The 25,790-nt window shown below is 74.4% G+C and carries 17 protein-coding genes; 11 read left to right on the plus strand and 6 right to left on the minus strand.

Features of this window, described 5'->3' with window-relative positions; genetic code table 11:
* Positions 1–213: 213 nt before the first annotated feature.
* The 5 genes from ACFY2K_RS28835 to ACFY2K_RS28855 all read left to right on the plus strand — a co-directional run bounded on the left by ACFY2K_RS28835 (position 214) and on the right by ACFY2K_RS28855 (position 8,271).
* Positions 214–4,305, plus strand: coding sequence for a HAMP domain-containing protein (locus ACFY2K_RS28835; RefSeq protein WP_387715274.1), 4,092 nt, complete (start codon positions 214–216; stop codon positions 4,303–4,305).
* Positions 4,302–6,557: a SpoIIE family protein phosphatase gene (locus tag ACFY2K_RS28840; protein ID WP_387715276.1), complete on the plus strand. Its 2,256-nt coding sequence runs from the start codon at positions 4,302–4,304 to the stop codon at positions 6,555–6,557. The genes ACFY2K_RS28835 and ACFY2K_RS28840 overlap by 4 nt, the downstream gene beginning before the upstream one ends.
* A gap of 109 nt (positions 6,558–6,666) precedes the next feature.
* A complete protein-coding gene (locus ACFY2K_RS28845; protein ID WP_380640305.1) occupies positions 6,667–7,098 on the plus strand; it encodes a hypothetical protein in 432 nt (143 codons plus the stop codon).
* A 59-nt stretch (positions 7,099–7,157) separates the two neighbouring features.
* Positions 7,158–7,583 carry an ATP-binding protein gene (locus ACFY2K_RS28850; protein WP_380522178.1) on the plus strand — a complete coding sequence of 142 codons (426 nt, stop codon included), beginning with the start codon at positions 7,158–7,160 and terminating at the stop codon, positions 7,581–7,583.
* A gap of 229 nt (positions 7,584–7,812) precedes the next feature.
* A complete protein-coding gene (locus ACFY2K_RS28855; protein WP_380522181.1) occupies positions 7,813–8,271 on the plus strand; it encodes an SRPBCC family protein in 459 nt (152 codons plus the stop codon).
* 71 nt (positions 8,272–8,342) lie between these two features.
* Here ACFY2K_RS28855 and ACFY2K_RS28860 read toward each other — a convergent pair whose 3' ends face one another.
* The 4 genes from ACFY2K_RS28860 to ACFY2K_RS28875 form a co-directional block, all read right to left on the minus strand.
* A complete protein-coding gene (locus tag ACFY2K_RS28860) occupies positions 8,343–10,580 on the minus strand; it encodes a catalase (protein WP_387715280.1) in 2,238 nt (745 codons plus the stop codon).
* A 365-nt stretch (positions 10,581–10,945) separates the two neighbouring features.
* Positions 10,946–11,515, minus strand: coding sequence for a DUF1360 domain-containing protein (locus ACFY2K_RS28865; RefSeq protein ID WP_387715283.1), 570 nt, complete (start codon positions 11,513–11,515; stop codon positions 10,946–10,948).
* Complete coding sequence (locus ACFY2K_RS28870; RefSeq protein WP_380522185.1) at positions 11,509–11,676, minus strand: hydrophobic protein; 168 nt, start codon at positions 11,674–11,676, stop codon at positions 11,509–11,511. The genes ACFY2K_RS28865 and ACFY2K_RS28870 overlap by 7 nt, the downstream gene beginning before the upstream one ends.
* Positions 11,677–11,925: 249 nt before the next feature.
* On the minus strand, positions 11,926–13,311 hold the full coding sequence (locus ACFY2K_RS28875) for a rhodanese-like domain-containing protein (RefSeq protein WP_387715286.1): 1,386 nt from the start codon (positions 13,309–13,311) through the stop codon (positions 11,926–11,928).
* A 345-nt stretch (positions 13,312–13,656) separates the two neighbouring features.
* Here ACFY2K_RS28875 and ACFY2K_RS28880 point away from each other — a divergent pair, with 345 nt between their 5' ends.
* From ACFY2K_RS28880 to ACFY2K_RS28890, 3 genes are all read left to right on the plus strand, one after another.
* Positions 13,657–13,812 (plus strand): hypothetical protein, encoded by a 156-nt coding sequence (locus ACFY2K_RS28880; protein WP_387715289.1) that lies wholly within the window; start codon positions 13,657–13,659, stop codon positions 13,810–13,812.
* Entirely contained in the window at positions 13,809–14,558 is a 750-nt protein-coding gene (locus ACFY2K_RS28885) for a sulfite exporter TauE/SafE family protein (RefSeq protein WP_387715291.1), read from the plus strand. Before ACFY2K_RS28880 ends, ACFY2K_RS28885 begins: the two co-directional genes overlap by 4 nt.
* An 80-nt stretch (positions 14,559–14,638) precedes the next feature.
* Positions 14,639–15,205, plus strand: a complete 567-nt coding sequence (locus ACFY2K_RS28890) for a rhodanese-like domain-containing protein (RefSeq protein WP_387715293.1) — start codon at positions 14,639–14,641, stop codon at positions 15,203–15,205.
* 105 nt (positions 15,206–15,310) lie between these two features.
* Here the strand turns inward: ACFY2K_RS28890 and ACFY2K_RS28895 are convergent, their stop codons facing one another.
* Positions 15,311–16,525, minus strand: coding sequence for a saccharopine dehydrogenase family protein (locus ACFY2K_RS28895; protein WP_387715296.1), 1,215 nt, complete (start codon positions 16,523–16,525; stop codon positions 15,311–15,313).
* 143 nt (positions 16,526–16,668) lie between these two features.
* Entirely contained in the window at positions 16,669–17,838 is a 1,170-nt protein-coding gene (locus ACFY2K_RS28900; RefSeq protein WP_387715364.1) for an MFS transporter, read from the minus strand.
* 138 nt (positions 17,839–17,976) lie between these two features.
* Here ACFY2K_RS28900 and ACFY2K_RS28905 point away from each other — a divergent pair, with 138 nt between their 5' ends.
* From ACFY2K_RS28905 to ACFY2K_RS28915, 3 genes are all read left to right on the plus strand, one after another.
* Entirely contained in the window at positions 17,977–18,732 is a 756-nt protein-coding gene (locus tag ACFY2K_RS28905; protein WP_387715299.1) for an AraC family transcriptional regulator, read from the plus strand.
* A gap of 117 nt (positions 18,733–18,849) precedes the next feature.
* On the plus strand, positions 18,850–19,593 hold the full coding sequence (locus ACFY2K_RS28910) for an SOS response-associated peptidase (protein ID WP_387715301.1): 744 nt from the start codon (positions 18,850–18,852) through the stop codon (positions 19,591–19,593).
* 104 nt (positions 19,594–19,697) lie between these two features.
* Complete coding sequence (locus ACFY2K_RS28915) at positions 19,698–25,787, plus strand: tetratricopeptide repeat protein (RefSeq protein WP_387715304.1); 6,090 nt, start codon at positions 19,698–19,700, stop codon at positions 25,785–25,787.
* Positions 25,788–25,790: the final 3 nt, after the last annotated feature.

Below are 25,790 nucleotides of genomic sequence, written 5' to 3' on the forward strand. Positions count from 1 at the left end.
CCACCGTCGAACCGGAGCCGAACCGGCCGAAGAGGCCAGTTCCCGGCCGGTCCGAAGGTCGGCGTTCGCCCGCGCCCTGCGGCCTGATACCTGTCACGGCTGTCACCCTTCGGCCTCCGGTGGCACAGTGGGATCAGGCGACGGGGCTGCCGCCGTCGGGCCGGGGCGCAGTGCACGGCGCCTGGCCGAAGGGCGATCCGGACGGTGGGACGGATGGACGAGCAACTGGCGGCGGGCGGAGAGCAGGCGCTCCGGCAGCTCCTGGCCGGGCTGACGGCCGTCCGCGACGGCGACTTTCGCATCCGGCTGACTCCGGGGAAGCCCGGAGTGCTGTCGGAGATCGCGGAGGTCTTCAACGGCATGGCCGACCAGCTGGCCCGGGTGACCTCCGAAGTGACCCGGGTGGCCCGCGAGGTCGGTACCGAGGGGCGTCTCGGCGGCCAGGCGCAGGTGCCGGGAGCGTCGGGCACCTGGTCGGACCTGACCGACTCGGTGAACGCGATGGCGGGCAATCTGACCGGGCAGGTGCGCAACATCGCCCAGGTGACCACCGCGGTGGCCCGCGGTGACCTCACTCAGAAGATCGACGTGGACGCCCGCGGGGAGATCCTGGAACTCAAGAACACCGTCAACACGATGGTCGACCAGCTGTCCGCCTTCGCCGACGAGGTCACCAGAGTCGCCCGCGAGGTCGGCACCGAGGGCCGCCTGGGCGGACAGGCCCGGGTCGAGGGCGTCGCGGGGACCTGGCGCGACCTGACCGACTCGGTGAACTTCATGGCCGGGAACCTCACCGCCCAGGTCCGCAACATCGCCCAGGTCGCCACGGCCGTCGCCGAGGGTGACCTCACCCGCAAGATCGACGTGGACGCCCGCGGGGAGATCCTGGAGCTCAAGACGACCCTCAACACGATGGTCGACCAGCTGTCCGCCTTCGCCGACGAGGTCACCAGAGTCGCCCGGGAGGTCGGCACCGAGGGCCGCCTGGGCGGACAGGCGGACGTGCGCGACGTCTCCGGGACGTGGCGCGACCTCACCGAGTCCGTGAACGTCATGGCGGACAACCTGACCGCCCAGGTCCGCTCGATCGCCGAGGTGACCACGGCGGTCGCCGGGGGCGACCTCACGCAGAAGATCCGGGTGGATGCCCGCGGGGAGATCCTGGAGCTCAAGGAGACCATCAACACGATGGTCGACCAGCTGTCCGCGTTCGCCGACGAGGTGACCAGGGTGGCCCGGGAGGTCGGCACCGCCGGCAACCTGGGCGGGCAGGCCACCGTCCGGGGCGTCTCCGGCACCTGGAGGGACCTCACCGAGAACGTGAACGAGATGGCCTCCAACCTGACCGGCCAGGTGCGCTCGATGTCGGAGGTCGCGACGGCCGTCGCGCGCGGTGACCTCTCGAAGAAGATCACCGTGGAGGCCAAGGGCGAGGTCGCGGCCCTCGCGGGCGCGATCAACACCATGGTCGACACCCTGTCGGTGTTCGCCGACGAGGTGACCAGGGTCGCCCGCGAGGTCGGCACCGAGGGCATCCTCGGCGGTCAGGCCCGGGTGCCGAACGTCGCCGGCACCTGGAAGGACCTCACCGACAACGTCAACTCCATGGCGCACAACCTCACCAGCCAGGTGCGCAACATCGCCCAGGTGACCACGGCGGTCGCCGAGGGCGACCTGACCCGCAAGATCGACGTGGACGCCCGCGGCGAGATCTTGCGGTTGAAGACCACCGTCAACACCATGGTCGATCAGCTGAGCTCCTTCGCCGCAGAGGTCACCAGGGTCGCCCGCGAAGTCGGCAGCGAAGGCCGGCTCGGCGGCCAGGCAGAGGTCGAAGGCGTCTCGGGCACCTGGAAGCGCCTCACCGAGAACGTCAACGAACTGGCCGGCAACCTGACCCGGCAGGTCCGCGCCATCGCCGAGGTCACCAGCGCCGTCGCAGCCGGCGACCTCACCCGCTCGATCAGCGTGGACGCCTCCGGCGAGGTCGCCGACCTCAAGGACAACATCAACGCCATGGTCGGGTCCCTGCGCGACACCACCCTGGCCAACCAGGAACAGGACTGGTTGAAGACCAACCTGGCCCGTTTCTCCGCCGCCGTCCAGGGTCGACGTGACGTCCGGGCCGTCGCCGACATGATCACCGACGAACTGACCGCCCTGGTCGGCGCCCAGTACGGCGCCTTCTACCTCGCCGAGGAGACCGAGGACCACCCCGAGCTCGTCCTCATCAGTGCCTACGGCCGCTCCCTCGCGGACCTCCCGGAACAGCGCCTGCGGCTCGGGGACTCCCTGGTCGGCCAGGCCGCCCGTAGTCGGCGGATCATCGCCGTCGACGACCTGCCGGCCGGCTACGCCGTCATCGGTTCCGGAGCCGGGCGGGCGGACGCCCGGTACCTGGTCGTCCTGCCCATCACCTTGGAGGAACGGCTCCTCGGCGTCCTGGAGTTCGCCTCCGTCCACCCGTTCACCCCGGTCCACCTCGACTTCCTGGAGCAGTTCACCGAGTCCTGCGGCGTCAACATCGGCACCCTGCTCGCCAACGCCCGCACCGACGAACTGCTCGCCGAGTCCCAGCGACTGACCGCCGAACTCCGGGCCCGGTCCGAGCAGTTGCAGAAGGGGCAGGAGGAGCTGCAACGCTCCAACACCGAACTGGGCGAGCAGGCCGCCCTGCTCGCCCAACGCAACGGCGACATCGAGGCCAAGAACCTGGAGATCGAGCAGGCCCGTCAGGAACTGGAGGAACGCGCCCGGCAGTTGAGCCTGACCTCGACGTACAAGTCCGAGTTCCTGGCCAACATGAGCCACGAACTGCGCACCCCGCTCAACAGCCTGCTCATCCTCGCCCAACTGCTCGCCCAGAACACCGGCGGCAACCTCACCGCCAAACAGGTCGAGTACGCGGGCGTCATCCACTCCGCCGGCACCGACCTGCTCCAGCTCATCAACGACATCCTCGACCTCTCCAAGGTCGAGGCCGGAAAGATGGAGATCACTCCCGAGCCCTTCCTCGTGCGCGAACTCCTGGAGTACGTGGAATCCACCTTCAAACCCCTTGCGGACCAGAAGGGACTCCACTTCGAGGTCTCCCTGGACCGCAGCATTCCCGACGAACTCGTCGCCGACCAGGCCAGGCTGCGCCAGGTACTGCGCAACCTGCTCTCCAACGCCGTCAAGTTCACCGACACCGGCCGGGTCGAGCTCCGGATCGAGCGTGCCGAGGGAGCGGACGTGCCGCCCGAGCTCCGCCGGACAACCGCGGTGGCCTTCCACGTCGAGGACACCGGCATCGGCATCGACACCGCCCACCTGGAAACCATCTTCGGCGCCTTCCAGCAGGAGGACGGCACCACCAGCCGCCGCTTCGGCGGCACCGGCCTCGGCCTGTCCATCAGCCGCGAACTCGCCCGGCTCCTCGGCGGAAGCCTCGACGTCACCTCCACACCCGGACGAGGCAGCCGCTTCACGCTCTACCTGCCGGTCACCGAGCCGCAGCAGGAGAACGGCGACCCCGCCGATCCGCTGATCCTCGTGGTCGAACCCGACCCGCCGGGCCTGCTCACCCTTCTCACCCGAACCGCCGTCGAATCCGTGGGCGCGACCGAGGCGGCGGCAAAGGTCGTCAGCGCCGAAGACGCACCGGGGCTGCGGGCGGCCCTGTCCGGACCCGGCCCGCAGTGCGTCATCCTCGACATCTCCCGCTCCGGCGAACTCGCACCGACCCTGCTGGAGGAGCTGGCGGACGGTACTCCCGTCCTCGGCTACGCAGGCGACCGGACGCGCCGGCCCCCCGGTGACGCGATCGGAGGCATCGACCTCGTCCACGGACTGGACGACCTGCACGACCGGGTGATCCAGCTGCTCGGCGGGCGCCGTCCCGTACAGCAGAGCCCCGCACCGGCATCCGCCACCGCGGACGAAGCGGTCGCCGGGCGGACCGTCCTGATCGTCGACGACGACATCCGCAACGTCTTCGCCTTGGCCGAGGCCCTCGAACAGGGCGGTCTGAACGTGCTGCACGCCCCGGACGGCAACGCCGGTCTCGCCCTGCTGCGAGCACACCCCGAAACCGCGCTCGTCCTGATGGACGTGATGATGCCCGGGCTGGACGGCTACGGCGCCATCGCCGCCATCCGTGCCGACGAACGCTTCGCCCACCTGCCGGTCGTCACCGTCACGGCGAAGGCCATGCCCGGGGACCGGGAGAAGAGCCTCGCGGCGGGCGCCGACGACCACGTCACCAAGCCGGTCGACACCGGCAGCCTGCTCGACCGGATCCGACAGTGGACGGACCTTCCGTGACCGCCGAGGAGGAGCCCGGGAGGACCACCGCCCGGGCCTTGGCCGCGACCGTCCGCCGACTCCAGGACGCCGCCGCGCGAACCCGGGAGGAGGCCCGACGCAGAACGGTCGTCGACGTGGCCACGGGCATGCTGGCGGAACGACTCGGGCTCGTGCCCGCCGAAGCCTCCGCACGCCTGGCCCGGCTCGCCCGCGAGGCCGGCGTACCGGTCCCGACCCTGGCCGCCGACATCGCCCGCATCCACGACGCCACGCCCGAGGCCCCCGAGGGCGGCCTGGCCGCCCCGCCGCACCTGACGCCCGCCCTCGCGGCCGAAACCGACCTCCAACGGGCCGCCGACGCGGTCCTGGAACAGACGGACCCGCTCGGCGTCCGCGGCGTGGCACTCTGGCAGCGGCTGCCCGGCGGAGCGCTCGCCCTCGCGGCGCACGCCGGGCTCACCGCCGACGAAGCCGCCGTCTGGAGCCGGGTCCCGCCCCGCGTCGACACCCCCGCGCAGCATGTCGTCCAAGGCGGAACGGCCCTGTGGCCCGGCGACCGGGCCGCAGCACTTCCTTCGATCGGTGCCGCAAACGCGCGGGCCGTGCTGCCGCTGCTGGACGGGGGCCGCTGCCGTGGCGCGTTCGAGGTGCTGTGGTCCGGGCCCGCTCCCGCCCTCGGTCCGTCCCACCGCCGACTGCTGGTCGGGCTCGCCGACCTCTGCGCGACCCTCCTCGGCCCCGTACAGGAGCCCGAACCGGCCGACGAACTCGCCGTCCTGCTGGAGGGGCTGCTCTCTCCCGCGCTGCTGCTGGAACCGGTCATCCGGGGCGGGCAGGCCACTGATTTCACGCTCGTGCGGGTCAACACCCGCTTCGACGACCCGCTGGGCCGCCCCCGGCAGGCGCTGGAGGGTGCCTCTCTCCTGGAGACCTACCCGCTCGCCTGCGCCACCGGGCTCTTCGAACGGCTGCTGCGGGCCCACCGCACCGGCATCCCCCTGCCCGGCGAGTCCGTCAAACTGGGCTTCACCACGGGACGACTCGCGCTTCCCGCCGACACCCAGCTGGCCATCGCCCCGTTCGGTGGCCGGCTGGTGGTCGGATGGCAGCTGGGGACCTCACCGTCCGACGACGACCAGCAGGTCGCACTACTGCGCCAGGCACAACGGCTGGCCCGCGTCGCCGGATTCGAGGAACTCCCCGGCCAGGACGTGATCCGCTGGAGCGACGGCCTGCGAGAACTCTTCGGCCTGCCGCCCGAAGCCGCACCCGTCCCACTGCGCCACCTGACCCGGCTCGTCCACCCGGACGACGAACCCGCCGTACGGCGCCTGGTCGACACGGTCCGACAACGACACCGCACCGCCTCAGGGGTCTTCCGCCTCGCCCTCCCGGACGGCACGCACCGCTACGCCCACGTGATCGCCGAGCCGCTGCTCGACGACGACGGCCGGCTCCTCGCAATCCGCGGCGCCTACCACGACGTCTCCGCGCAGCACCGGACCGAGGTCGCGCTCGACGCCACCCAGGAGCGCCTCGTCGACAGCGAGAAGCAGGCCTCTGAGGGTGAGCAGCTGGCGCTGCGGCTGCAGCAGGCCATCCTGCCCAGCGCACCGCCTCCGCTCGCCGCGATGGGCCTGCGCGCCACCGTACGCTACCGGCCGGCCGCACAACGCGACCGGGTGGGCGGGGACTGGTACGACGTGCTGCCGCTGCCGGACGAGCGGGTACTGCTCGCGGTCGGCGATGTGGCCGGCCACGGCGTCGGCGCTGCCACCGGCATGGTCGCCCTGCGGCACGCGCTGCGCGGTCTGGCCGTCACGGGTGCCGGGCCGGGCCGACTGCTGGAGTGGGCGAACGCTGTCGCACTGCGCGAGCCGGGCCAGGTGACCGCCACAGCCGCCTGTGTGCTCTTCGACCCGGCGGCAGGCCAGCTGCGCTGGGCCCGCGCGGGCCATCTGCCGCCGGTCCGGTTCAGTGGCGAGGGAGCGGAACTCCTGCCACTGCCCCACGGGGTACTGCTCGGCGCTCTGCAGGAGGCCCGCTACGAGGAGCGGACCGTGCGGCTCGGCACCCACGACGTACTGCTGCTCTACACCGACGGCCTGGTCGAACGGCGGGACCGCCCGGCCGAGGAGTCCGTGAACGAGCTGATCCGGGCCGCCGGGCCGCCCGGCCCCGACCTGGAGCACTACCTCGACCGGCTGCTGGCCCTCAGCTCGGCCGACACCCAGGACGACACCTGCCTGATCGCCGTCCGGGTCGAATAGGTCGCACAGAGCGGGCGGCGGCGTGTGCGCGCAGCGTTAGGAGCGGACGGGTCCGGGTAGGCGCGGCCGAGTGAGGGGGTGGCCGAGACCGGGACCGAAAGGGACTCCCATGTTGCTACTGCTAGGACTACTGCTGACGGCGGCGTCCGGCACATTCGCCGGACTGCTGATCGCGGACAACCTCTCCGGTGGACCCGAGTACCAGGTCACGGTGCTGGGCAACGACCTCGTGACGCTCAACAGCCTCGGCGTCTTCCTGTCCGGCGTCGCCCTCGCCCTGCTCTTCTGCCTCGGCCTCGCCCTGATCGGGCTGACCAGGCGGGCCCCGCGCCGCCGGCCGCGGCCGATCACCCACCGGGCACCGTACCGCCGGGCCCGCCCGGCGCAGCCCATCGGGCCTGTCGAGCCGCTCGCCCCGCCGGTGGAGGCGGAAACCCCGACACCGGAACGGCGGGCCGCCGAACAGGGTGGTCGGGCCGCCGGGATGCCGGAGGCCGAACCCGCACGAGGCGGCCGGATCCGGCACCTGTTCGGACACTGACAACAGAGGAGTGGTAGAGCCCGGACGACACGGCGGAGGAGCACGGGAGGTGCTGACGGATGACCAGGGCACCGCTGGCCGCCGCTTCGCGCGCTCACGGCGGGGTACGGGCTCGAGGACTGCGGCTGTCGCGGCACGCGGGGGCCTCGGCCGAGGCCCGGGCCCTGACCGTCGCCTTCCTGGCCGACGTGGCCGATCCCGTCGTGGCAGTCGACGCCGCGCTCCTGGTGGCCGAACTGGTGGGCAACGCCGTACGCCACACGGGTCAGCCGGGCTGGCTCCTCCTTGTCCGCCGCCCCGACCTCCTACGGATCGAGGTCAGCGACTCCAGCCCCCGTCCGCCGGTGCCGCGTCGCCCGCGCGGCCCCGGTGAACCGGGCGGCCACGGCCTGTTGCTGCTGGACCGCCTCGCACTGCGCTGGGGCTGGCGTCGGTGGGGCCCGGGAAAGGTCGTCTGGTGCGAGCTGCGGATTCCGGCTGGTTGACGGTCCCTGCCAGGCGCCCGGAGCACTCCAGCAGCATCACGTGCACGAACGCCTGCGGCAGGTTGCCCCGCCCACGCCTTGCCTCCGGAACGCACGGACTCGGCCACCCCACGCAACCCCGGCGCGTCCCGGTCGGTTCGTCCCGGCATCCGCGCTTACGACGGCGCGGGCCGGGCAGGCGCTGGGGCGGCCGGGAGAGACCCGGTCGGTGACCCCGAGGAGGCACAGGATGAGCATGGTCAAGGAGTCCGTCGAGGTCGGCGTCCCGCTGCGCACCGCCTACAACCAGTGGACGCAGTTCGAGGAGTTCCCCCGGTTCATGGAGGGTGTCGACTCGGTGACCCAGCTGGACGACCGGCACAACCACTGGCGCACGAGCATCGGCGGCGTCAGCCGTGAGTTCGACACCGAGATCGTCGACCAGCTGGCCGACGAGCGGATCGCCTGGCGCACCATGGACGGGGAGGTGCAACAGAAGGGCGTCGTGACCTTCGAGCGGCTCGACGACCGGCACACCCGCGTCAACATGGCCATCGACTTCCAGCCCGAAGGCATGGCGGAGAGGGCCGGCGACCTGTTCGGCGTCGTGGACCGCAGGGTGAAGGGAGACCTTCACCGGTTCAAGGAGTTCATCGAGCAGCGCGGCCGGGAGGAAGGCGGCTGGCGGGGCAGGATCTCCCCCGCCTGAGGTCCCGACCTCGACCACGACGTCCGGTGGTGCCCGAACGAGCGGGCACCACCGGACGCGGTTGCGCAGAGTCAGCGCTGTGGGAAACGATGCTGCTCGACGAGGCGGGCGAAGTCCCCCCAGAACGCCGGCCCGGTTGCCTCGTCGGCACCGCGGACCGCTACACCCGCCGTCGCGTTCGGAAGGTCGAGGCCGGCCATGCGGGACAGCTCGACGCCGGATCCCAGCAGCGCGACGGGCTTGCCGTGGCGCAGCGTCTCGGCGAGGAACCGGACCGCGTCCGGATCGACGTGACGGGCCAGGTCGCCGAAGTCGGGGACCACCAGCGCGTCGTACAGGACCGAGGCGACGGTCGGCAGCGGCCGGTCCACCGGCACCCGGGCGCCGTCGTGCGCGAGCACGTGGCCGCCGTGCGCGGCCAGTGTCTCCACCACGGCGCCCCGGGCACCCAACTGCTCATGGGCGGAACGGATCTGTTCCCCGTCCACGCCCGGAGCCGCCAGTACGGCGACCTTGCGGGTGCGGATGCCGGAACCGCGCAGGTTCTCCAGGCTCAGCGCGGGGGAAGTCCGAGGCCCGGCCGTACCGCTACCGGCCGATGCCGTCGCCCTGTCTGCGGGCTCGGCCTCGGGTTCGGGCTCGCCGATCCGCCGGGCGACCTCAGCGGCCAGCCCTCCGTCCACGTGCACCAGGTTGCCGACCATGCGGCGGCGGACCTCGTCGCTGCCCAGCTTGCCGAGTTCGAAGGCGAAGGCGGCGGTGATGTGCTGCTGTTCCCAGTCGCTCATGCTGTGCCAGAACAGAGCGGCCTGGCTGTAGTGGTCGGCGAAGCTGGGACTGCGGCGGCGCACGGCCGCGCCGTCGATCCGCTCCTGGTAGTGCTCGAACACCCCCTCGGGCAAGCGGCCGCCGCCCATCGTGAAGGGGCAGCCGCCGCCCACGGAGTTCGGGGTGTAGCTGGTTCCGTCGTGGACGACCTGCTGGCCGTAGCCGTCGCGGTGGTTGGTGCGCACGTCGGCAAGCGGGCGGTTGACCGGCAGCTGGGTGAAGTTGGGGCCGCCCAGGCGGATCAGCTGGGTGTCCAGGTACGAGAAGTTGCGGCCCTGGAGCAGCGGGTCGTTGGTGAAGTCGATGCCCGGGACGACGTTGGCGGTGTGGAAGGCCACCTGCTCGGTCTCGGCGAAGAAGTTCTGCGGGTTGCGGTCCAGGACCATCCGCCCGACCGGGCGCACCGGGACGAGTTCCTCCGGGACCAGCTTGGTCGGGTCCAGCAGGTCGAAGGGGAAGGCGAACTCGTCCTCCTCCGGAATGAGTTGGACGCCGAGTTCGTACTCGGGGAAGTCGCCGGCCGCGATCGCCTCCCACAGGTCGCGGCGGTGGAAGTCGGGATCGCGTCCGGCGGTGAGCTGGGCCTCGTCCCAGACCTGGGAGTAGGTGCCGAGCTTCGGCGTCCAGTGGAACTTCACGAAGGTGCCCCGGCCCCCGGCGTCGACGAGGCGGAAGGTGTGCACGCCGAAGCCCTGCATCATCCGGTAGCTGCGGGGAATGGCCCGGTCGGACATCACCCACATCAGCATGTGGGTGCTCTCGGGCTGGAGTGAACAGAAGTCCCAGAAGGTGTCGTGGGCGGAGGCGCCGGTGGGGATCTCGTCCGCCGGCTCGGGTTTCACCGCGTGGACGAAGTCGGGGAACTTGGCCGCGTCCTGGATGAAGAAGACCGGCATGTTGTTGCCCAGGAGGTCGTAATTGCCGTGCCTGGTGTAGAACTTGGTGGCGAAGCCGCGGACGTCCCGCACCGTGTCGGCGGACCCGCGCGGGCCCTGCACCGTCGAGAAGCGTACGAAGACCGGCGTGCGGCGGCCGGGTTCCTGGAGGAAGTCGGCGCAGGTGGACTCTGCCAGCGACGCGTACGGTTCGAAGAAGCCGTACGCTCCCGCGCCGCGTGCGTGCACCACCCGCTCGGGGATGCGCTCGTGGTCGAAGTGGGTGAGTTTCTCCCGCAGCTGGAAGTCCTCCAGCAGGGTGGGTCCCCGGTCGGCGACGGTGAGGGAGTTGTCGGTGTCGTCGACACCCACCCCCTGATCGGTGGTGAGCGGGCCGTCCGGGTCCACCGCGCGGACGACGTCCAGCGCGCAGTCCTTTTCGTCGCGCTCCGGCTCCTCGGACCGCTGGCGTTCGGGAGTCTCGGTGACGAGCGGGGAATCCGGCTCGTGCTCGGGCTCGGCGGGTGGTTCTGGAGCCGGGGTCTCCGTGACCAGGGGCGAATGCGCGGGGTCGGGGTTCTGAGGGGTTGCGGGATCGGTGCTCATCTCGTGTTCTCCGTCCTGGTGTCGGTGCCGGACCGCAGCGAGCGCACCCCAGGCACCAGAGGTCGGCCGGACCAGCGCGGGATCTCCGTTGCGGGCGAGTGCTGGCGACGCGCGCCGTCGCGCCCGAAGCCGCGACGCCTCTGACGTCCGAGGCGAGCGGGCCGTGGGTGAACCGCCGGGGCTCGGCCGAGTCGACGTAGCTGACCGGGGCCTGGGCCGCGCAGCGGTTGGTACGGGTTCCGCCGGATACGCCATGCCCCTGCGGGTTGCCGCCCCCGCCGGAGCCAAACGGTGACTGTCCGGTTGATCGCGGCGGCCAGCTGCGGACGCCTCGCGTTCGACCCGTCACTGAGGGGCCACGACATCTACCGCGACGCGGCCTCCTGAAGCCCGGCCCGGGCGAAGTGCAGCAGGTCGGAGAGCGCGAGCGCGGACAGGCCCGCACTGACGAGCCGGGTCACCTCCGGAGCGAGGACCTGGCCCGCCGTGAGACCCGTGGAGATCCACAGACCGGCGCAGAACGGACAGGTGACCAGCTCGCCGATGGCGCGACGAACGCCCGTGCCCCGGACGTCCTCCGCCAGTTCGGCCGGACCGGCCTGGCCGCGGAAGCGGGCGAACGGCAGCCGGACCGGACTGGTCACCGGATCCTTCGCCACCAGCCGGGACAGCCTGTGCACGGCGCCGGCGGTGAGCAGAACGTCCCACGGGCCAGGTGTCGGCAGCGGCCGTCTCGCCCGTCGGGCGGAGGCCGTGAGCACTCCGACGCAGCCCAGGTAGCCGACCATGACGGCGAGGTAGCCGCCGATCGGCTGCTCACCGTCCGGCTCGTACGCCCGGCGTTCACGGCGGAGCGACGATCCAAGGGCATCCAGGCCAGACCTTCCGGAGCCGCTCACGGTCGGATCGGGGTACGCGTGGAGGCCGGTCACCATCGGTACCACCGGCGACCACCGGCGGCTCCGCCGCCCGTGAAGACGAAGCCGAGAACCCAGACGACGAGAACGGCCAGGGCGATCCACCACAGAATGTGGATCGCGAAGCCGGCGCCGCCCAGGATCAGTGCGAGCAGCAGGACGAGGACGAGGAGAAGCATGGGAGTCGGCCCTTCTCACGGTTGGCTGGATGTTCCGGACATCGCGCCTGCCCGATTCGACCCGAATCAAGCCGGGTCCTGGAACCGATCCGTCGTCCTCTGTCGCACCGCTCCCTCCTCCCCTCCAGATGCCACCGTGACCGAGCGCGCGAACCATGGACGTTCCCCGTCTCGCACCCGAGCGACACCATCGTGACCTCCGACGAAGTGACCTCAGAAGCCTGGGCGGCCCCTCCGCGGCGGCTGGGTTCAGGGCTGGGTGGGGTGGGTGGTGGTGTGCCAGGCGTGGTAGCCGCCGAGGAGGTCGGAGACGTCGGGGTGGCCGTGGTGGCGCAGGAGGCTGGCGGCGATGGAGGAGCGGTGGCCGCTGGCGCAGTGGATGACGAGGGGGTGGTCGGTGGGGATCTCGGCGAGGCGGGTGGGGAGTTCGGCCAGGGGGATGTGGAGGGAGCCTTCGATGGCGCCGGTTTCGCGTTCGCCGCAGGTGCGGACGTCCAGGACGGTGGGGGGCTGGTCGGTGGTGAGGGCGGTGCGGAGTTGGTCGGCGGTGAGGCGGCTGGCGGGGGTGAGGTGGTCGGCGAGGGCGGGTAGGGCGGTGTCGGGGTTGCGCAGGTAGCCCGCGATGCGGTCGAAGCCGATGCGGGCGAGGCGGGTGACGACCTCGTTCTCGCGGTCCTGGGGGGCGATGATCGCGATGTCGCTGTCGGGGGTGAGGACGGTACCGGCCTGTTCGGCGAAGCGGCCGTCGATGGGGACGTTGATGGCGCCGCGCAGGTGTCCGGCGGCGAAGTCCTGGGGGCTGCGGGCGTCGAGGACGACGGCGCCGGCGGCGCGGGCCTGCTTGAGGCCTTCGGGGCACAGCGGGCGGGCCGCGGTGCCGGGGTCGAGGAGAGGGTGGTCCTGCCGGTTGAGGGCGGCGTCGTGGCCGAAGTAGGCGGGGGCGGTGGACTGGCCGGCGGTGACGATGCGGACGAAGGTGTCCTGGTCCATGGGCCGGCAGGCGTAGTTGGTGCGGCGCTGGGCGCCGATGGTGGACCGCTTCTCGGTGGAGAGGTTCTTGCCGCAGGCCGAGCCGGCGCCGTGGGCGGGGAAGACCAGGGTCTCGTCCGGCAGGCCCATCAGCTTGCGGTGGACGCTGTCGTACAGCATCGCGCCGAGCTCCTCGGCGGTGACGCCGACCGAGGCGAGCAGGTCGGGCCGGCCGACGTCGCCGATGAACAGCGCGTCGCCAGTGAGCACCCCGTACGGGACGGCGTCGTCGGGCTGCTCGAAGACCAGGATGCTGATCGACTCGGGCGTGTGGCCGGGGGTCTCCATGATCTGCAGGGCGACGTCGCCCAGTTCGATCCGCTCGCCGTCGCCGAGCTTGCGGATCGGGTACTCCGTCTCGGCCCGCTGCCCGTAGCCGATCCAGGCGCCGGTGCGGGCGGCCAGTTCGAGGTGGCCGGCCAGGAAGTCGGCGTGGAAGTGGGTGTTGATGACGGCCTCGACGGTGAAGCCGTGGGCCTCGGCGTCGGCGACATACTCCTCCACGTCACGGCGCGGGTCGACGACGACGGCGCGGCCGGTGCGCTCGTCGGCGATCAGGTACGAGGCCTGGGAGAGGCAGTCGAGGTAGAACTGGGCGAAGTACATGGGGTTTTCCTCCTGGGCGACGCCGGGCGCCACGGTGCGGGCGCGGGTTTCTCAGATACCCCCCTCGGTATTTCTACCAGCATACGGCCGCCATGGCCGAATACGGACGGGGGTATCGCCGAAGCATTTCGATAATACCCCCGGGGGTACTATGGTGGGCGTCGACGGGGGAACCGGCCCGCCGCCTCCCCGGGCATCCTCGCCCGGGCCCGGCCGAGCCGACGAGAGACCCGCACCACCTCGCGCACCACCGCCACCGCCCGCACCGGGCGGCGGCACCGTGCGACCGCGGCACCCCCGACCCGCCGGACCACCGCGGCCCGGCCCGCACCACTGGAGAAGCCCGTGCCCCAGCTGCCGCCCACCCCTGGCCCGCCCACCGCCGGCCCGTCCGCCCCCGGCCTGCCCACCCCCGGGCCGAGCGCCCCCGCGCGGTCCGCGCCCGCCCGGGCCGGCCTGCCGACCGCCGAGCCCAACGGCGCTACGGGGCACGTGATATGACCACGCTCCTGCTGGCGCTGGCCGCCGGCGCGGTGGTCGGGCTGGCCCTCGGCGGCCTCGGTGGCGGCGGCAGCATGCTGGCCGTGCCCGCCCTGGTCTACCTGCTCGGCTTCTCCCCCGCGCTGGCCACCACGGCGAGCCTGGTGATCGTCGCCGCGACCTCGCTGACCGGCCTGCTCGCCCACGCCCGGGCCGGACGGGTGCGCTGGCGCACCGGTGCGCTGTTCGCCGCCGCCGGGCTGCCTGCCGCCGCGGCGGGCGGGGCGCTCTCGGCCCGTCTGCCGGGCGCGCTGCTGACCGGCGCCTTCGCGGTGCTGGCCGCGCTGGCCGCGTGGCGGATGCTGCTGCCGGCCAGGACCGACCGGCAGGAACGTTCCGCCTCCGGGCCGGGCCGCTCGACCGCGGCGGGCGCCGGCCTCGGCGCCGTCACCGGACTGCTCGGCGTCGGCGGCGGCTTCCTCGCCGTCCCCCCGCTGGTCTCGGTGCTCGCCTTCACCATGGCCGAGGCGGTCGGCACCAGCCTGCTGGTGATCACCGCCAACTCCCTCGCCGCCCTGCTCCCCCGCCTCGGCGCCGCCGGCTCGATCGACTGGGCCGTCGCCGCGCCCTTCACCGGCGCCGCGATCCTCGGCGCCTGGGACGGCAAGCGGCTCGCCGACAAGCTCAGCGGACGCGCCCTCCAGCGGGCCTTCGCGATCGCCCTGCTCGGCGTCGCCGCCCTGATGCTGGTCACCACGCTGACGTGACCGGCCCTCCCGCCCCGGCCGCCTCCCCCGGGCGTGCCGGTCCCCCCACCCCTCCCGTCCCGAGAGGACACCGCTTCCCCATGACCACCCCGCTCACCGTCGACCAGTTGGAGCCGCGCCTCGGCCGGCTCACCCTCATCGACGTCCGCTCCCCCGGCGAGTACGCCGCCGGACACATCCCGGGCGCCCTGAACATCCCGCTCGACCGGCTCGACCACGCGCTGCCCGCCCTGCGCAGCGCGGCCGCACGGTCCCAACTCGCCGTCGTCTGCGCGGCCGGGCAGCGGGCGCTGAACGCCTGCGCGCGGCTCGACGAAGCCGGGATCACCGCTCTCGTCGTGACCGGCGGCACCAACGCCTGGACGGACGCGGGCCGTCCCGTCGACCGGGTGGCCGGCGCCCGCCCGGTGTGGGCGATGGACCGTCAGGTCCGGCTGGTGGCCGGCTCGATCGTGCTGCTCGGCCTGCTGGCCGACCGGGCCCGGCCGGGCGCCCGCTGGATCTCCGCCGCGGTCGGCGGTGGGCTGGTCCTGTCCGCGCTGACCGACAGCTGCGCGCTGGGGACGGCACTGGGCAGGCTCCCGTACAACCGCCCCCGCCCGGGCACGCCGACCCTCGACGACACGCTCGCCGCGATCGGCGGCTGAGCCCCTGCCCCGGTGGGTGCGGCCGCGCCCACCGGGGCCTGCCAGGGCCCGCCGATCCGCCGGCCCGAGGTCCCCTGCCCACCCCCGGGGCGGGGGACCTCGTCGTCAGGCGCAGGCGCCCAACTCCACCACCACGCCCACCCCGGGCCGGTACCGCGCCAGGTCCGCGAAGAACCGCTCCGCGTCGACGGCCGTCTCCGGCGGGTGGACGCCCGGTGTGCGCACCGTGCCGTCCAGCAGCTGGGCCAGCCCGAGCGCGGCCGGGACGCCGGTACCCTCGGCCATGTCGGCCAGCAGCGCGTCCGCGCCGGTCAACCGGGCCAGGGCGCTCGCCCGGCGGCCGTCCACCGTCCCGGTCGCGGCGGCGAAGAAACCGGGCAGGCTGCCCGGGGAGCCGAAGCGGACCGTCCGGGCGCCCGCCCGCAGCATGCGGCGCAGCGAGGGCCGGTCCAGGGCGAGGGCGGCGGTCTCGTTGCTGAGCCGCCCCGCGTCGAGGTCGCGGCGCAGCACGTCCAGGTAGGCGGCGGTGCCCGCCCTGACCACCATCAGGCTGGCCGCGTCGCCGCCCGGCCGGAGGGTGCGGTGCAGGGTGACCGGCTCCGGGTGTCCGACGGTGTACGCGGTACCCCGGTGGCCGCCGGGCAGGTCGAGCGCGACCTGTTCGAGCGGTGGCCGCCGGGTGAGCCGCCCGCCGCGTACGACGGCGACGGTGCCGCTGACCTGCTGCATCCAGTGCACGGCGGCGGCCGCCGGGGCGCCGTCGCGGCTCAGCAGCGGGGTGTCGCCCGAATCGGGGCCGGTGACGGAATCGGGGCCGACGTCGACGGGCCAGGCGGTATGGAGGTCGGTGAGGGTGTCGAGGAGGGCGGCGGCCCGGACGGCGAGCAGGTTGCTGACGCCGGGGCTGGCGCCCATGCCGATCACCGCGCGGACTCCGGCGGCGCGCGCCTCCTGGTCCAACTCCAGCATGGCGACGGTGGGTTCCCAGTCGTCGCAGATGTCGAGGTAGTCCGTCCCGGTGCGGATCGCGGCGCGCAGCACGTCGAGTCCGAAGCGGTAGTACGGCCCGACGGTGTTGAGCACCGCGTCCGCCCCGTCGAGGGCGGCGTCCAGTTCGGCCTGGTCGGTGACGTCGACCCGCCGGGCCCGGACGGTCACGCCCGCGCCCGAGGCGTGGTCGGCGAGCCCGGCGGCGGTGCGGCGGGCGGCATCCGGGTCGCGGTCGGCGATCACCAGTTCCCGGACGCCGGGGAGCCGGGCGGTGACCCGGGCGGCGACGCGGCCCATCGCACCGGCTCCGCCGAGGGCGAGCACCTTCATGTCGGTCGTCCCTTCCGTCGCTGAACTATCGCGTCCATTACGAACGTATCATCTACGAACGTTGTGACCGTGAACGACAGCTGCGTGGATACGGGCCCGGCCCGGCCACCGCCCGCCGGGACGCGACCGTCAGGGCACGACCGTCAGGAACCGGCCTCCGGCCCGGTGGGCTCCGGCAGGACGGGCTCCGGCAGGGTGCGGAACAGCGCCCAGCTCAGCAGCGGCATCGCCACCAGCGGCACCAGCGCCGTCCGCAGCGAGGTCGCGTCCGCGAGGCCGCCGATCAGCGGGCTGGCCAGCCCGCCGATGCTCACCGTCAGCCCCAGGGTGATCCCGCTCGCCGTGCCGATCCGCGAGGGCAGGTAGTCCTGCCCCAGCGTGACCTGGAGCGAGAACGGCACGTACAGGCCCGCCGAGGTCAGCGCCACGCACCCGTACAGCGCGGGGCCGGGTACCACCAGCACCCCGGCGACCGCCACCGCCGCCACCAGGTACGACCAGCGCGACACGGCAACCCGCCCCCACCGCTCGGCCAGTGCCCCGCCCAGCACCGAGCCCACCGCGCCGCCCGCGTACAGCACCACCAGCGCCGCCGTGCCCGCCGCCGAACCGCCGCCGAGGCGCTGGGTGACGTACAGCGACAGGAAGGTGCTCAGCCCGGTGAAAGCGATCGAGCGGCAGACCACGGCCAGCGACAGCCGGACGAAGGCGGCCCGGTCGTCGCGGCCGGTCCGCTCCACCGGGCCCGCCCCAGCGGCCCGCTGCCGGGCCAGCTCCCGCAGCACCGGCAGGCACAGCAGCGCCCCCGCCAGGGCCGGCAGCAGGAGCAGCGGGCTCAGCCGCAGCCCGCCGAGGCCGACCACGCCGGCGACCAGCAGCGGGGCCGCCGCGAAGCCCAGGTTGCCGCCCAGCGAGAACCAGGCCATCCCCCGGTGCCCGGACCCCCGGGCCACCGCCCGCGCCACCCGGGCCGACTCCGGGTGGTACGCGGCCACCCCGACGCCGGAGAGTGCCACCCAGGCGAGCGTCGGCCCGTACGCGTCGTCCAGTCCGCAGAGCGCGATGCCCGCGCCGCCGACCAGGGTGCTGACCGGCAGCAGCCAGGGCAGCGGCCACCGGTCGGTCAGTGCCCCGAACAGCGGCTGGGCCACCGAGGAGAGCAGCGAGGCGGCCAGCACAACGCCGGAGACGGCGGCGTAGCCGTAGCCGCGCTCGGCGACCAGGAAGGGGACCAGGGCCGCCACCGCACCCTGGTAGACGTCCACGCAGGAGTGCCCGACGGACAGCAGGGTGATCGAGGTCCGCCCCGACAGCCCTCCCGTCGGTCCGGCCGCCCGCTTCGTCGGTGTCGTTGTCGTCGCCGTCGTCGCTGTCACTGGGGTCCTTGGAGTGCTCACCCGGACATGCTGGAACCGGAACCTCCTGTCGGACTTCCGATAATCTGCCAGGTGATGCCGGAAATCCGCCACGATCCCGTCGCCCCCACCCGGGCCGAGCTGCTCGCCCCCGGCACCGGGATCGACGCCCACCGCCACGACGACCACCAGATCGCCTACGCCGCCCGCGGCGTGGTCGCCATCACCACCGACGCCGGATCCTGGGTCGCCCCGAGCACCCGCGCGCTCTGGATCCCGGCCGGCACCGTGCACGCCCACCAGGCGCACGGCGAACTCGAACTCCACCTCGTCGGCCTGCCCGCCACCGAGAACCCGCTCGGCCTCGACCGGCCCACCGTCCTCGCCGTCGGCCCGCTGCTGCGTGAACTGATCGTCGCCTACACCCGCGCCCCGGCCCAGGACGGCCCCGAACGCTCCCGGCTGCGCGCCGTCCTGCTCGACCAGCTGCGCGCCTCCCCCCAGCAGCCGCTGCACCTGCCCACCCCCTCCGCGCCGCTGCTCCGGGCCCTGTGCGCGCTGCTGCACGCCGACCCGGCCGACCACCGCACCCTCGCCGAACTCGGCCGGGCCGTCGGCGCCAGCGACCGGACGCTGTCCCGGCTGTTCCGCGCCGACCTCGGCATGACCTTCCCCCAGTGGCGCACCCAACTACGGCTGCACCACGCCCTGGTGCTGCTCGCCGAGGGGCAGCCGGTCACCGCCGTCGCCCACCGCTGCGGCTGGTCCTCCGCCAGCGCGTTCATCGACGTCCACCGCCGCACCTTCGGCCACACCCCGGGGCACGGCCCCGACGGCCGTCCGGCGCGCTGACCGGCGCGCCGACCGACCCCTCACCGGGCCCCTGCCCGGCCCCCGACCGAGCCCCCTGGCCGACCACCGTCGTGTGCCGAGCGCCCGGTTGTCCGTGCCGGGTGGCAGGCTGGGGGCATGTGCGGCCGATTCGTCTCCACCACCACGCCCCAGGACCTCGTCTCACTGCTCGGAGAGCTCCGGTGGGACCCGGCCGAAACCCTCGCGCCGAGCTGGAACGTCGCCCCCACCGACGCCGTCCCGGCCGTCCTGGAACGCGTCGACCGGGAGACCGGTGAGCTGCTGCGCCAGCTCCGCCCGCTGCGCTGGGGCCTCGTGCCGTCCTGGTCCAAGGACCCGTCCGGCGGCGCCCGGATGATCAACGCCCGCTCGGAGACCGTCGACACCAAGCCCGCCTTCCGCAAGGCCTTCCGGGCCCGCCGCTGCGTCATCCCCGCCGACGGCTACTACGAGTGGCGCGAGGTGCCCGCCACCGCCGACCGCAAGAAGTACAAGCAGCCGTACTTCCTCAGCACCGGCGCCACCATGCTGATGGCCGGCCTGTACGAGTTCTGGCGCGACCCCGCCCGCGCCGAGGACGACCCGCTCGCCTGGCTCGCCACCGCCACGGTCGTCACCACCGACGCCACCGACTCGGCCGGGCGGGTGCACGACCGGATGCCGCTCACCGTCGCCCCCGACGACGTCCCCGCCTGGCTCTCGCCCGACCGCACCGACCCGGCCGAACTCCACCACCTGCTGCGCCGCCCCGCCGACGGCGCGCTGCGGGTGCGCGCCGTCCCACCCGTCGTCAACAGCGTCCGCAACAACGGCCCCGAGCTGCTCGCCGCCGCCCCGGACCCGCTGGGGCTCGCCGACTGACGGACCGCCCGCCCAGGTTCCGCTGACAGCGCGTCCGGCCTGCACTACGGTAGGCGGGCAGAGCAGCAGGGCACGGGGGCGAGGGCGGCGCAGTGTTGATGTCCATGACGGCACACGGGCGTCCCGAGCACGGCATGCCCGGCCCGGAGCCCTACGAGCAGCGCCGCCGCCCCGGCTCACCGTTCGCCGGCGGCGGCGACCCGCACGTCGCCGTCCTCCCGCCCGAGGCCGCCCGGGCCGCGCTGACCGTCCGGGCCACCACCCCGACCCCCAACCTCCCGCCCCGGGCCGCCGGCCGACTCATCGGCAGGGAGGGCGAGTTGCGCGCCGTCGCCGACGCCCTCGGGCACGCGGACGGCGGCGGACTGGTCACCCAGGCCACCACCCTGCACGGCCTCGGCGGCGTCGGGAAGACCAGCCTGGCCCTGCACCACGCCTACGCCCGGGCCGGGGACTACCGGCTGATCTGGTGGATCACCGCCGAGTCCGAGGGCCAGCTCGCCGAGGCCTTCGCCGGGCTCGCCGTCCACCTCCACCCCTCCTGGGCGCTCACCGCCCCGCCCGGCCAGCAGGTCGAGTGGGCCATCGCCTGGCTGCGCGCCCACGACCGCTGGCTGCTCGTCTACGACAACGCCGAGGACCCGGCCCACCTGACCCCGTACGTCGGCCGACTCCTCGGCCGCGGCCACCAGTTGGTCACCAGCCGGCGCGCGAGCGGCTGGCACCCCGGGATCCGGCCGGTGCGCGTCGACGTCCTCGACGCCCCCGAGGCCGCCCGGCTGCTGTGCGCCACGGCCTACACCGGCGACACCCTGGACGCCGCCGAGCAGGACGAGGCCCGGGCGCTGGCCGACGAACTCGGCCACCTGCCGATCGCCCTCGCCCAGGCCGGCGCCTACGTCCAGCAGACCGGCACCACCTTCGCCGCCTACCGCGAACTCCTGCGCGCCACCGGCCCGGTGGGGCCGGGCGCCGAGTCCACCGTGGCCCGGCTCTGGCGGACCACGCTGCGCACCGTCCAGCACACCGCGCCGTTCGCCGTCGAGCTGCTGCGCACCCTCGCCTGGTACGCCCCCGAGGCGCTGCCGCGCGAGGTGCTCACCCCGTACGGCTCCCGCCGGCCCGAGGAGGTCGACCGGGCGCTGCGGCTGCTCGCCGACTACCACCTGATCACCCTCGGCGAGACCGTCGCCGTCCACCGGCTGCTCCAGGCCGTGCTGCGCGGGGCCGACGGCGACCGCACCTTCCGGCAGCGCGCCGAGCACCACCTCGCGGCGGCCGCCGCCCGGCTCTGGTCCACGGGCGGCCCCGGCCTGCGCCGCGCCCTGCTGCCGCACGTCCGGGAGCTGGCCGACAGCGGCCCGGCCGACCGGCCGACGGCCGGCACCGTCGCCCTGTACCAGCTGGCGGCGGCCGAACTCACCGACCGGGCGCAGCGGGTGTACGCCGTACGGCTGGTCGAGGCGGTGGCGGACGGGCAGCGGCGGATGCTCGGCGCGGACCACCCGGACACCCTCACCACCCAGGGGCGGCTCGGCCGGCTCCAGGCCAAGACCGGCGACCCGGCCCGGGCCGTCGCACTCTGCCTGGACGTGGTCGCCCGGCGCACCCGCCTCCAGGGCGCGGACCACCCGGCCACCCTCACCGACCGGCACAGCCTCGCCGAGAGCCACCGCCGGGCCGGTCAGCACGAACTCTCCGTCGCGGAGTTCCGCGCCGTCGTCGCCGAGCGGGCGCGGGTGCTGGGGGCGGACCACGCCCACACCATGCACAGCCGGGCGAGCCTCGCGTACGCCCTCCAGATGGCGGGACGGCACCGGGAGTCGATCGCCGAGTACGAACAGCTGGTGGCGGACGCGACGCGGATGCGGGGACCGGGCCACCGGATCGTGTCGACCCGGCGCAGCGGCCTCGCCTTCGCCCGGCTCGCGGCCGGACACTACGACCTGGCCATCGCCGGGTACGAGCAGGTGGTCGCCGACCGCACCCGGCTGCTCGGCCCCGACCACCCCGACACCCTGAACAGCCGCGGCTGGCTCGCCGCCGCCCACTCCGACGCGGGCGACCACCTCGCGGCGGCGGCCGGCTACGAGGCGCTCGTCGCGGACCGCGCCCGGGTGCAGGGCCGGGAGCACCCCCAGACGCTGTTCGCGCGCAAGCGCCTGGCCTCGGTGCACCGCAAGTCCGGCCTCGCCGCCGTCGCCGTGGCCGACTTCGAGGACCTGGTGCCCGCGTACACCCGGGTGCTCGGCCCGGACCACCCGCACACCCTGAACGCGCGCAGCGGCCTCGCCCGCGCCCACCGGGAGGCGGGCACGCCCGACCGCTCGGTCGAGCAGCACCGGGCGCTGGTCCGCCACCGCGCCCGCGTCCAGGGCGAGAACCACCCGGACACCCTGGAGGAGCGCAGCTTCCTCGGCTACGCGCTGCGGGTCGCCGGCCGGCCCGAGCTGGAGGTCGAGGAGCTGGAACGCCTGGTGGCCGACCGGGTCAGGATCCAGGGCCCCGACCACCCCGACACCCTGGACGAGCGCTCGGGCCTCGCCCGGGCGCTGAACGCCGCCGGCCACCCGCGCGCGGCGCTCGCCCTGCGCGAGCGGCTCGTCGCCGACCGGCAACGGGTGCACGGCGCGGAGCACTTCGAGACCTTCGACGCCCGGCTGCGGCTGGCCCGCTCCCTCGACGAGGCCGGACAGCGCCGACGGGCGGCCGAGGAGTGCGACCGCCTGGTCGCCGACCGGCAACGGACCGTCGGCCCCGACCATCCGGACGTGCTCACCACCCGGTGGTGGCAGGCCTCGATCCGCTCCAACGCCTGCGACTACCGCAGGGCGCTGACCCTGTTCCGGCTGCTGCTGGCCGACCGGACCAGGCTCCAGGGCCCCGACCACCCCGCCGTGCTCAACACCCGCTTCTGGCTGGCCACCACCCACCGCAACCTCGGCCGGCACCGCGAGGCCCTGGCCCAGTACGAGGCGCTGCTGGCCGACCGCGTCCGCATCCAGGGCCCGGACCACTCCGACGTCCTGAACACCCGCTTCTGGCTGGGCCACAGCCACCAGTCCCTGGGCGACCACCGCCGCGCCCTGGAGGTGTACGAGGCCCTGGTGGCCGACCACGTCCGGATCCTCGGGCCGGAGCACCCGGACAGCATCGACGCCCGGGTCAGCTGCCTCGCGCTCCACCTGAACACCAGGGACCACCGCCGGGCGGTCGAGCTGGCCGAGTCCCTGGTGCGGGACCGGACCAGGCTCCAGGGCGCCGACCACCCGGAGGCCCTGACCGCCCGCCACTGGCTGGCGACCGCGCACCAGAACGCGGGCTCCCACCGCCGGGCCGACCGGCTGTTCGCCGCCCTGGTCGAGCACCGCACCCGCGTCCAGGGCGCCGACCACCCCGACACGCTGCTGGCCCGTTACACCCGCGCGTCCGCCTGCCAGACCGCCAACGACCCGCAAAGCGCCGTACCGCTGTTCGAGGCGCTGGTCGCCGACTGCGACCGGGTCCTCGGGCCCGAGCACCCGGACACCCTCAACATCCGCATCGGGCAGGCCCTCAGCTGCCACGAGGCCGGCGACCACCCACGGGCGGCCCGGCTGTTCGAGACGCTCGCCGCCGACCTCGTCCGGGTCCTGGGCCCGGACCACCCCACCACCGTCCGGTGCCGGCGCGAGCGGGCCTCGGCCTGGCGGGGATCCGACGAACACCCCAGCGCCATCGCCGAGTTCACCTCGTTGGTGGCGGACCTCACCCGGGTCCACGGCCCGGACCACCCGCACACCCTGGAGCTGCGCCGGGAGCTGGCCCGCTCGTACTCCCGGGCCGGCGACCACCGCCGCGCCGCGGAGTCGTTCGCGGCCCTGGTCGCCGACCGCACCCGGATCCTGGGCCCGGACTACCGGGACACCCTCGACGCCCGCTGGTGGCAGGCCCTCGCCCAGAGCGAGGCCGGCCACCACCGCAGGGCGGGCGACCTGTTCGCCGCCCTGGTCGCCGACCGCGCCCGGGTGCTCGGCGCCGACCACCCGGACACCCTGAACGCCCGCTGGTGGGAGGCGGCCTCGCGCCGCTCGGACGGCGACCTCGACCGGGCCCGGCAGCTGTGCGAGCAGCTGCTCGCCGACCGCCTACGGCTCGACGGCCCGGACCACCCGGAGACCCTCGACGCCCGGCTCCTCCTCGCCTGGGCCCACCGGACCGCCGGCGACCACCTGCTCAGCATCCGGCTCAGCGAGGCCCTGCTGCTCGACCGGATCCGGATCCACGGCCCCGACCACCCGGCCGTGCTGACCGCCCGGAGCATCCTCGCCGCCGACCTCGCGTACGCCGGACTGCGCCGACGGGCCGCCACCGACCGGGAGCAACTGGCCGCCGACCACGACCGCGTCCTCGGGCCGGAGCACCCCGACACCCTCGCCGTCCGATCCCTGCTCGCCCAGGAACTCGCCAAGACCGGCGAACTCGACCGGGCCACCGCGCTCCTCACCGACCTGGTCGCCGCCCGGCGCCGTCTCCAGGACCGGGACCACCCGGACACCCTGGAGGAGCGGGACGAACTCGCCTACACCCACCGCCTCGCCGGACGCCACCGCCAGGAGATCGCCGAGGTCCGGGCGCTCCTCGCCGACCACGAACGCGTCGACGGCCCGGACCACCCCGACACGCTCACCGCCCGCCACCGCCTGGGCCACGCCCTGCGGCACGGCTGGCAGCACGACCGCGCCGACGCGCTCTACCGGGCCCTGCTCGCCGATTGCGACCGGATCCTGGGAGCCGACCACCCCGACGTGCTCGACGTCCGGGACAGCCTCGCGCGCAACCTCGCCGCGGCCGGCCGCCACTCCGAGGCCACCGCCGCCTACCGCGACGCGCTCGCCCACGCGCTCGCCGCGCACGGGCCCGGGCACTCCTTCGTCCGCGAGCTCCGACGCGAACTCGCCAGATCCCTGCTGCTGGCCGGGGAGAGCGCCGCGGCCGTGGCCGAACTCGCCCCACTGGCGGACGAGTGGACCCGGCTCACCGGCCCCGGCCTGCCCGAGCTGGTCCACGCCGGCTGTGTCCTCGCCTTCGCCCACCACCTGGACGGGCAGCGCGAAACCGCACTCCGGCTGGCCGGCGACCTGGTCGCCACCGCGACCGCCGCCCTCGGCGACCCGGACGACGCGACCGTGCCGGCCCGTCTGACCGAGGCGCTCCTGCTCGCCGACGGCCCGCGCCCACTGCGGGGCGTCGTCCGGCTGGAGGAGCTGGCGGAGGCCTGCGCCGAGAGCCGGGGCCCGCGCAGCCCGCTCACCCTGGAGGTCCGCCAGGGCCTCGCCCACGCCCGGCTGCGCGCCGGGGACGCCGACGGGGCGGTCCGGGTGTACGAGCGGATCGTCGCCGACCGGCTCCCGGCCGGGGGCGCCGCGCCGACCGCCGCCCTCCTGGCCGGGCACGCGAGCGCCGACGACGTGGGCGTCAGCCTCGGCGCCCTGCGCACCGGGCCGGTGCCGGTCACGCCCAGCCTCGCCGTCGGCCTGGCGGCGGCCCTCGCCGCGGACGGGCGCCGCGACACCGCCCGGGAGCTGCTGGCGGCGGTCTGCGTCGGGCGCGAGGCCCTGATGGACCCCGGCCACCCGCTGGCGGCCGAGGCCCGTGCCGCACTGACCGGGCTCGACCGCGCCGAGCGGGTGCCCCTCGGCGCGGTCGCCGGCGCGCCCGTCCCCGGCGCACCCGTTCCCGGCGCGCCCGCCCAGGCCGGGCTCGGCCGGGGTGCGCCGCAACTGCTCCCCCGCCGTAGCCGCGGCTCGGTACACCGCGCCGTCGACCCGCCCGCGCCCCGGCCCGCCTGGCGGCCCCGGCTCACCCTCGTCGAGGACCCCGCCGTGGGCGTCACCACCCACCTGGAGTTCCACCTCGAACCCGCCGACGGCTCCGTGCCCGCCGCCCTCCCCGAGCTGCGCCTGGTCGCCGCAGTGTCCCCCGAGGCCGTGCTCGACCCGCCCGTCACCGACCACGTCCCCGCCGGTGCGCCCGCCCGCTTCGCCCTCACCCCGGCCGTGGCCGGCCCGCACACCGTCCGGATCACCGTCTTCGACCGGGGCCACGGCGCCGTCCTCCAGGACCTCTCCGCCGTCCTGGACGTCCCCGCCGAGAGCCCCGCCGAGGCCGGGGCCGCCGTCCCGGCCGAACCCGAAGACCAGGAGCAGGAGTAGATC

It is taken from the genome of Kitasatospora sp. NPDC001309 (genome assembly GCF_042896295.1).
Taxonomy (GTDB): Bacteria; Actinomycetota; Actinomycetes; order Streptomycetales; family Streptomycetaceae; genus Kitasatospora.

Bases quoted from the DNA above. Each gene is read 5' to 3' on its own strand.
- ACFY2K_RS28855 (WP_380522181.1), top strand. From the start codon at position 7,813: ATGAGCATGGTCAAGGAGTCCGTCGAGGTCGGCGTCCCGCTGCGCACC.
- ACFY2K_RS28870 (WP_380522185.1), bottom strand. From the start codon at position 11,676: ATGCTTCTCCTCGTCCTCGTCCTGCTGCTCGCACTGATCCTGGGCGGC.
- ACFY2K_RS28910 (WP_387715301.1), top strand. From the start codon at position 18,850: ATGTGCGGCCGATTCGTCTCCACCACCACGCCCCAGGACCTCGTCTCA.
- ACFY2K_RS28915 (WP_387715304.1), top strand. From the start codon at position 19,698: ATGACGGCACACGGGCGTCCCGAGCACGGCATGCCCGGCCCGGAGCCC.
- ACFY2K_RS28850 (WP_380522178.1), top strand. From the start codon at position 7,158: ATGACCAGGGCACCGCTGGCCGCCGCTTCGCGCGCTCACGGCGGGGTA.
- ACFY2K_RS28835 (WP_387715274.1), top strand. From the start codon at position 214: ATGGACGAGCAACTGGCGGCGGGCGGAGAGCAGGCGCTCCGGCAGCTC.
- ACFY2K_RS28885 (WP_387715291.1), top strand. From the start codon at position 13,809: ATGACCACGCTCCTGCTGGCGCTGGCCGCCGGCGCGGTGGTCGGGCTG.
- ACFY2K_RS28905 (WP_387715299.1), top strand. From the start codon at position 17,977: ATGCCGGAAATCCGCCACGATCCCGTCGCCCCCACCCGGGCCGAGCTG.
- ACFY2K_RS28845 (WP_380640305.1), top strand. From the start codon at position 6,667: ATGTTGCTACTGCTAGGACTACTGCTGACGGCGGCGTCCGGCACATTC.
- ACFY2K_RS28895 (WP_387715296.1), bottom strand. From the start codon at position 16,525: ATGAAGGTGCTCGCCCTCGGCGGAGCCGGTGCGATGGGCCGCGTCGCC.
- ACFY2K_RS28875 (WP_387715286.1), bottom strand. From the start codon at position 13,311: ATGTACTTCGCCCAGTTCTACCTCGACTGCCTCTCCCAGGCCTCGTAC.
- ACFY2K_RS28890 (WP_387715293.1), top strand. From the start codon at position 14,639: ATGACCACCCCGCTCACCGTCGACCAGTTGGAGCCGCGCCTCGGCCGG.
- ACFY2K_RS28860 (WP_387715280.1), bottom strand. From the start codon at position 10,580: ATGAGCACCGATCCCGCAACCCCTCAGAACCCCGACCCCGCGCATTCG.
- ACFY2K_RS28865 (WP_387715283.1), bottom strand. From the start codon at position 11,515: ATGGTGACCGGCCTCCACGCGTACCCCGATCCGACCGTGAGCGGCTCC.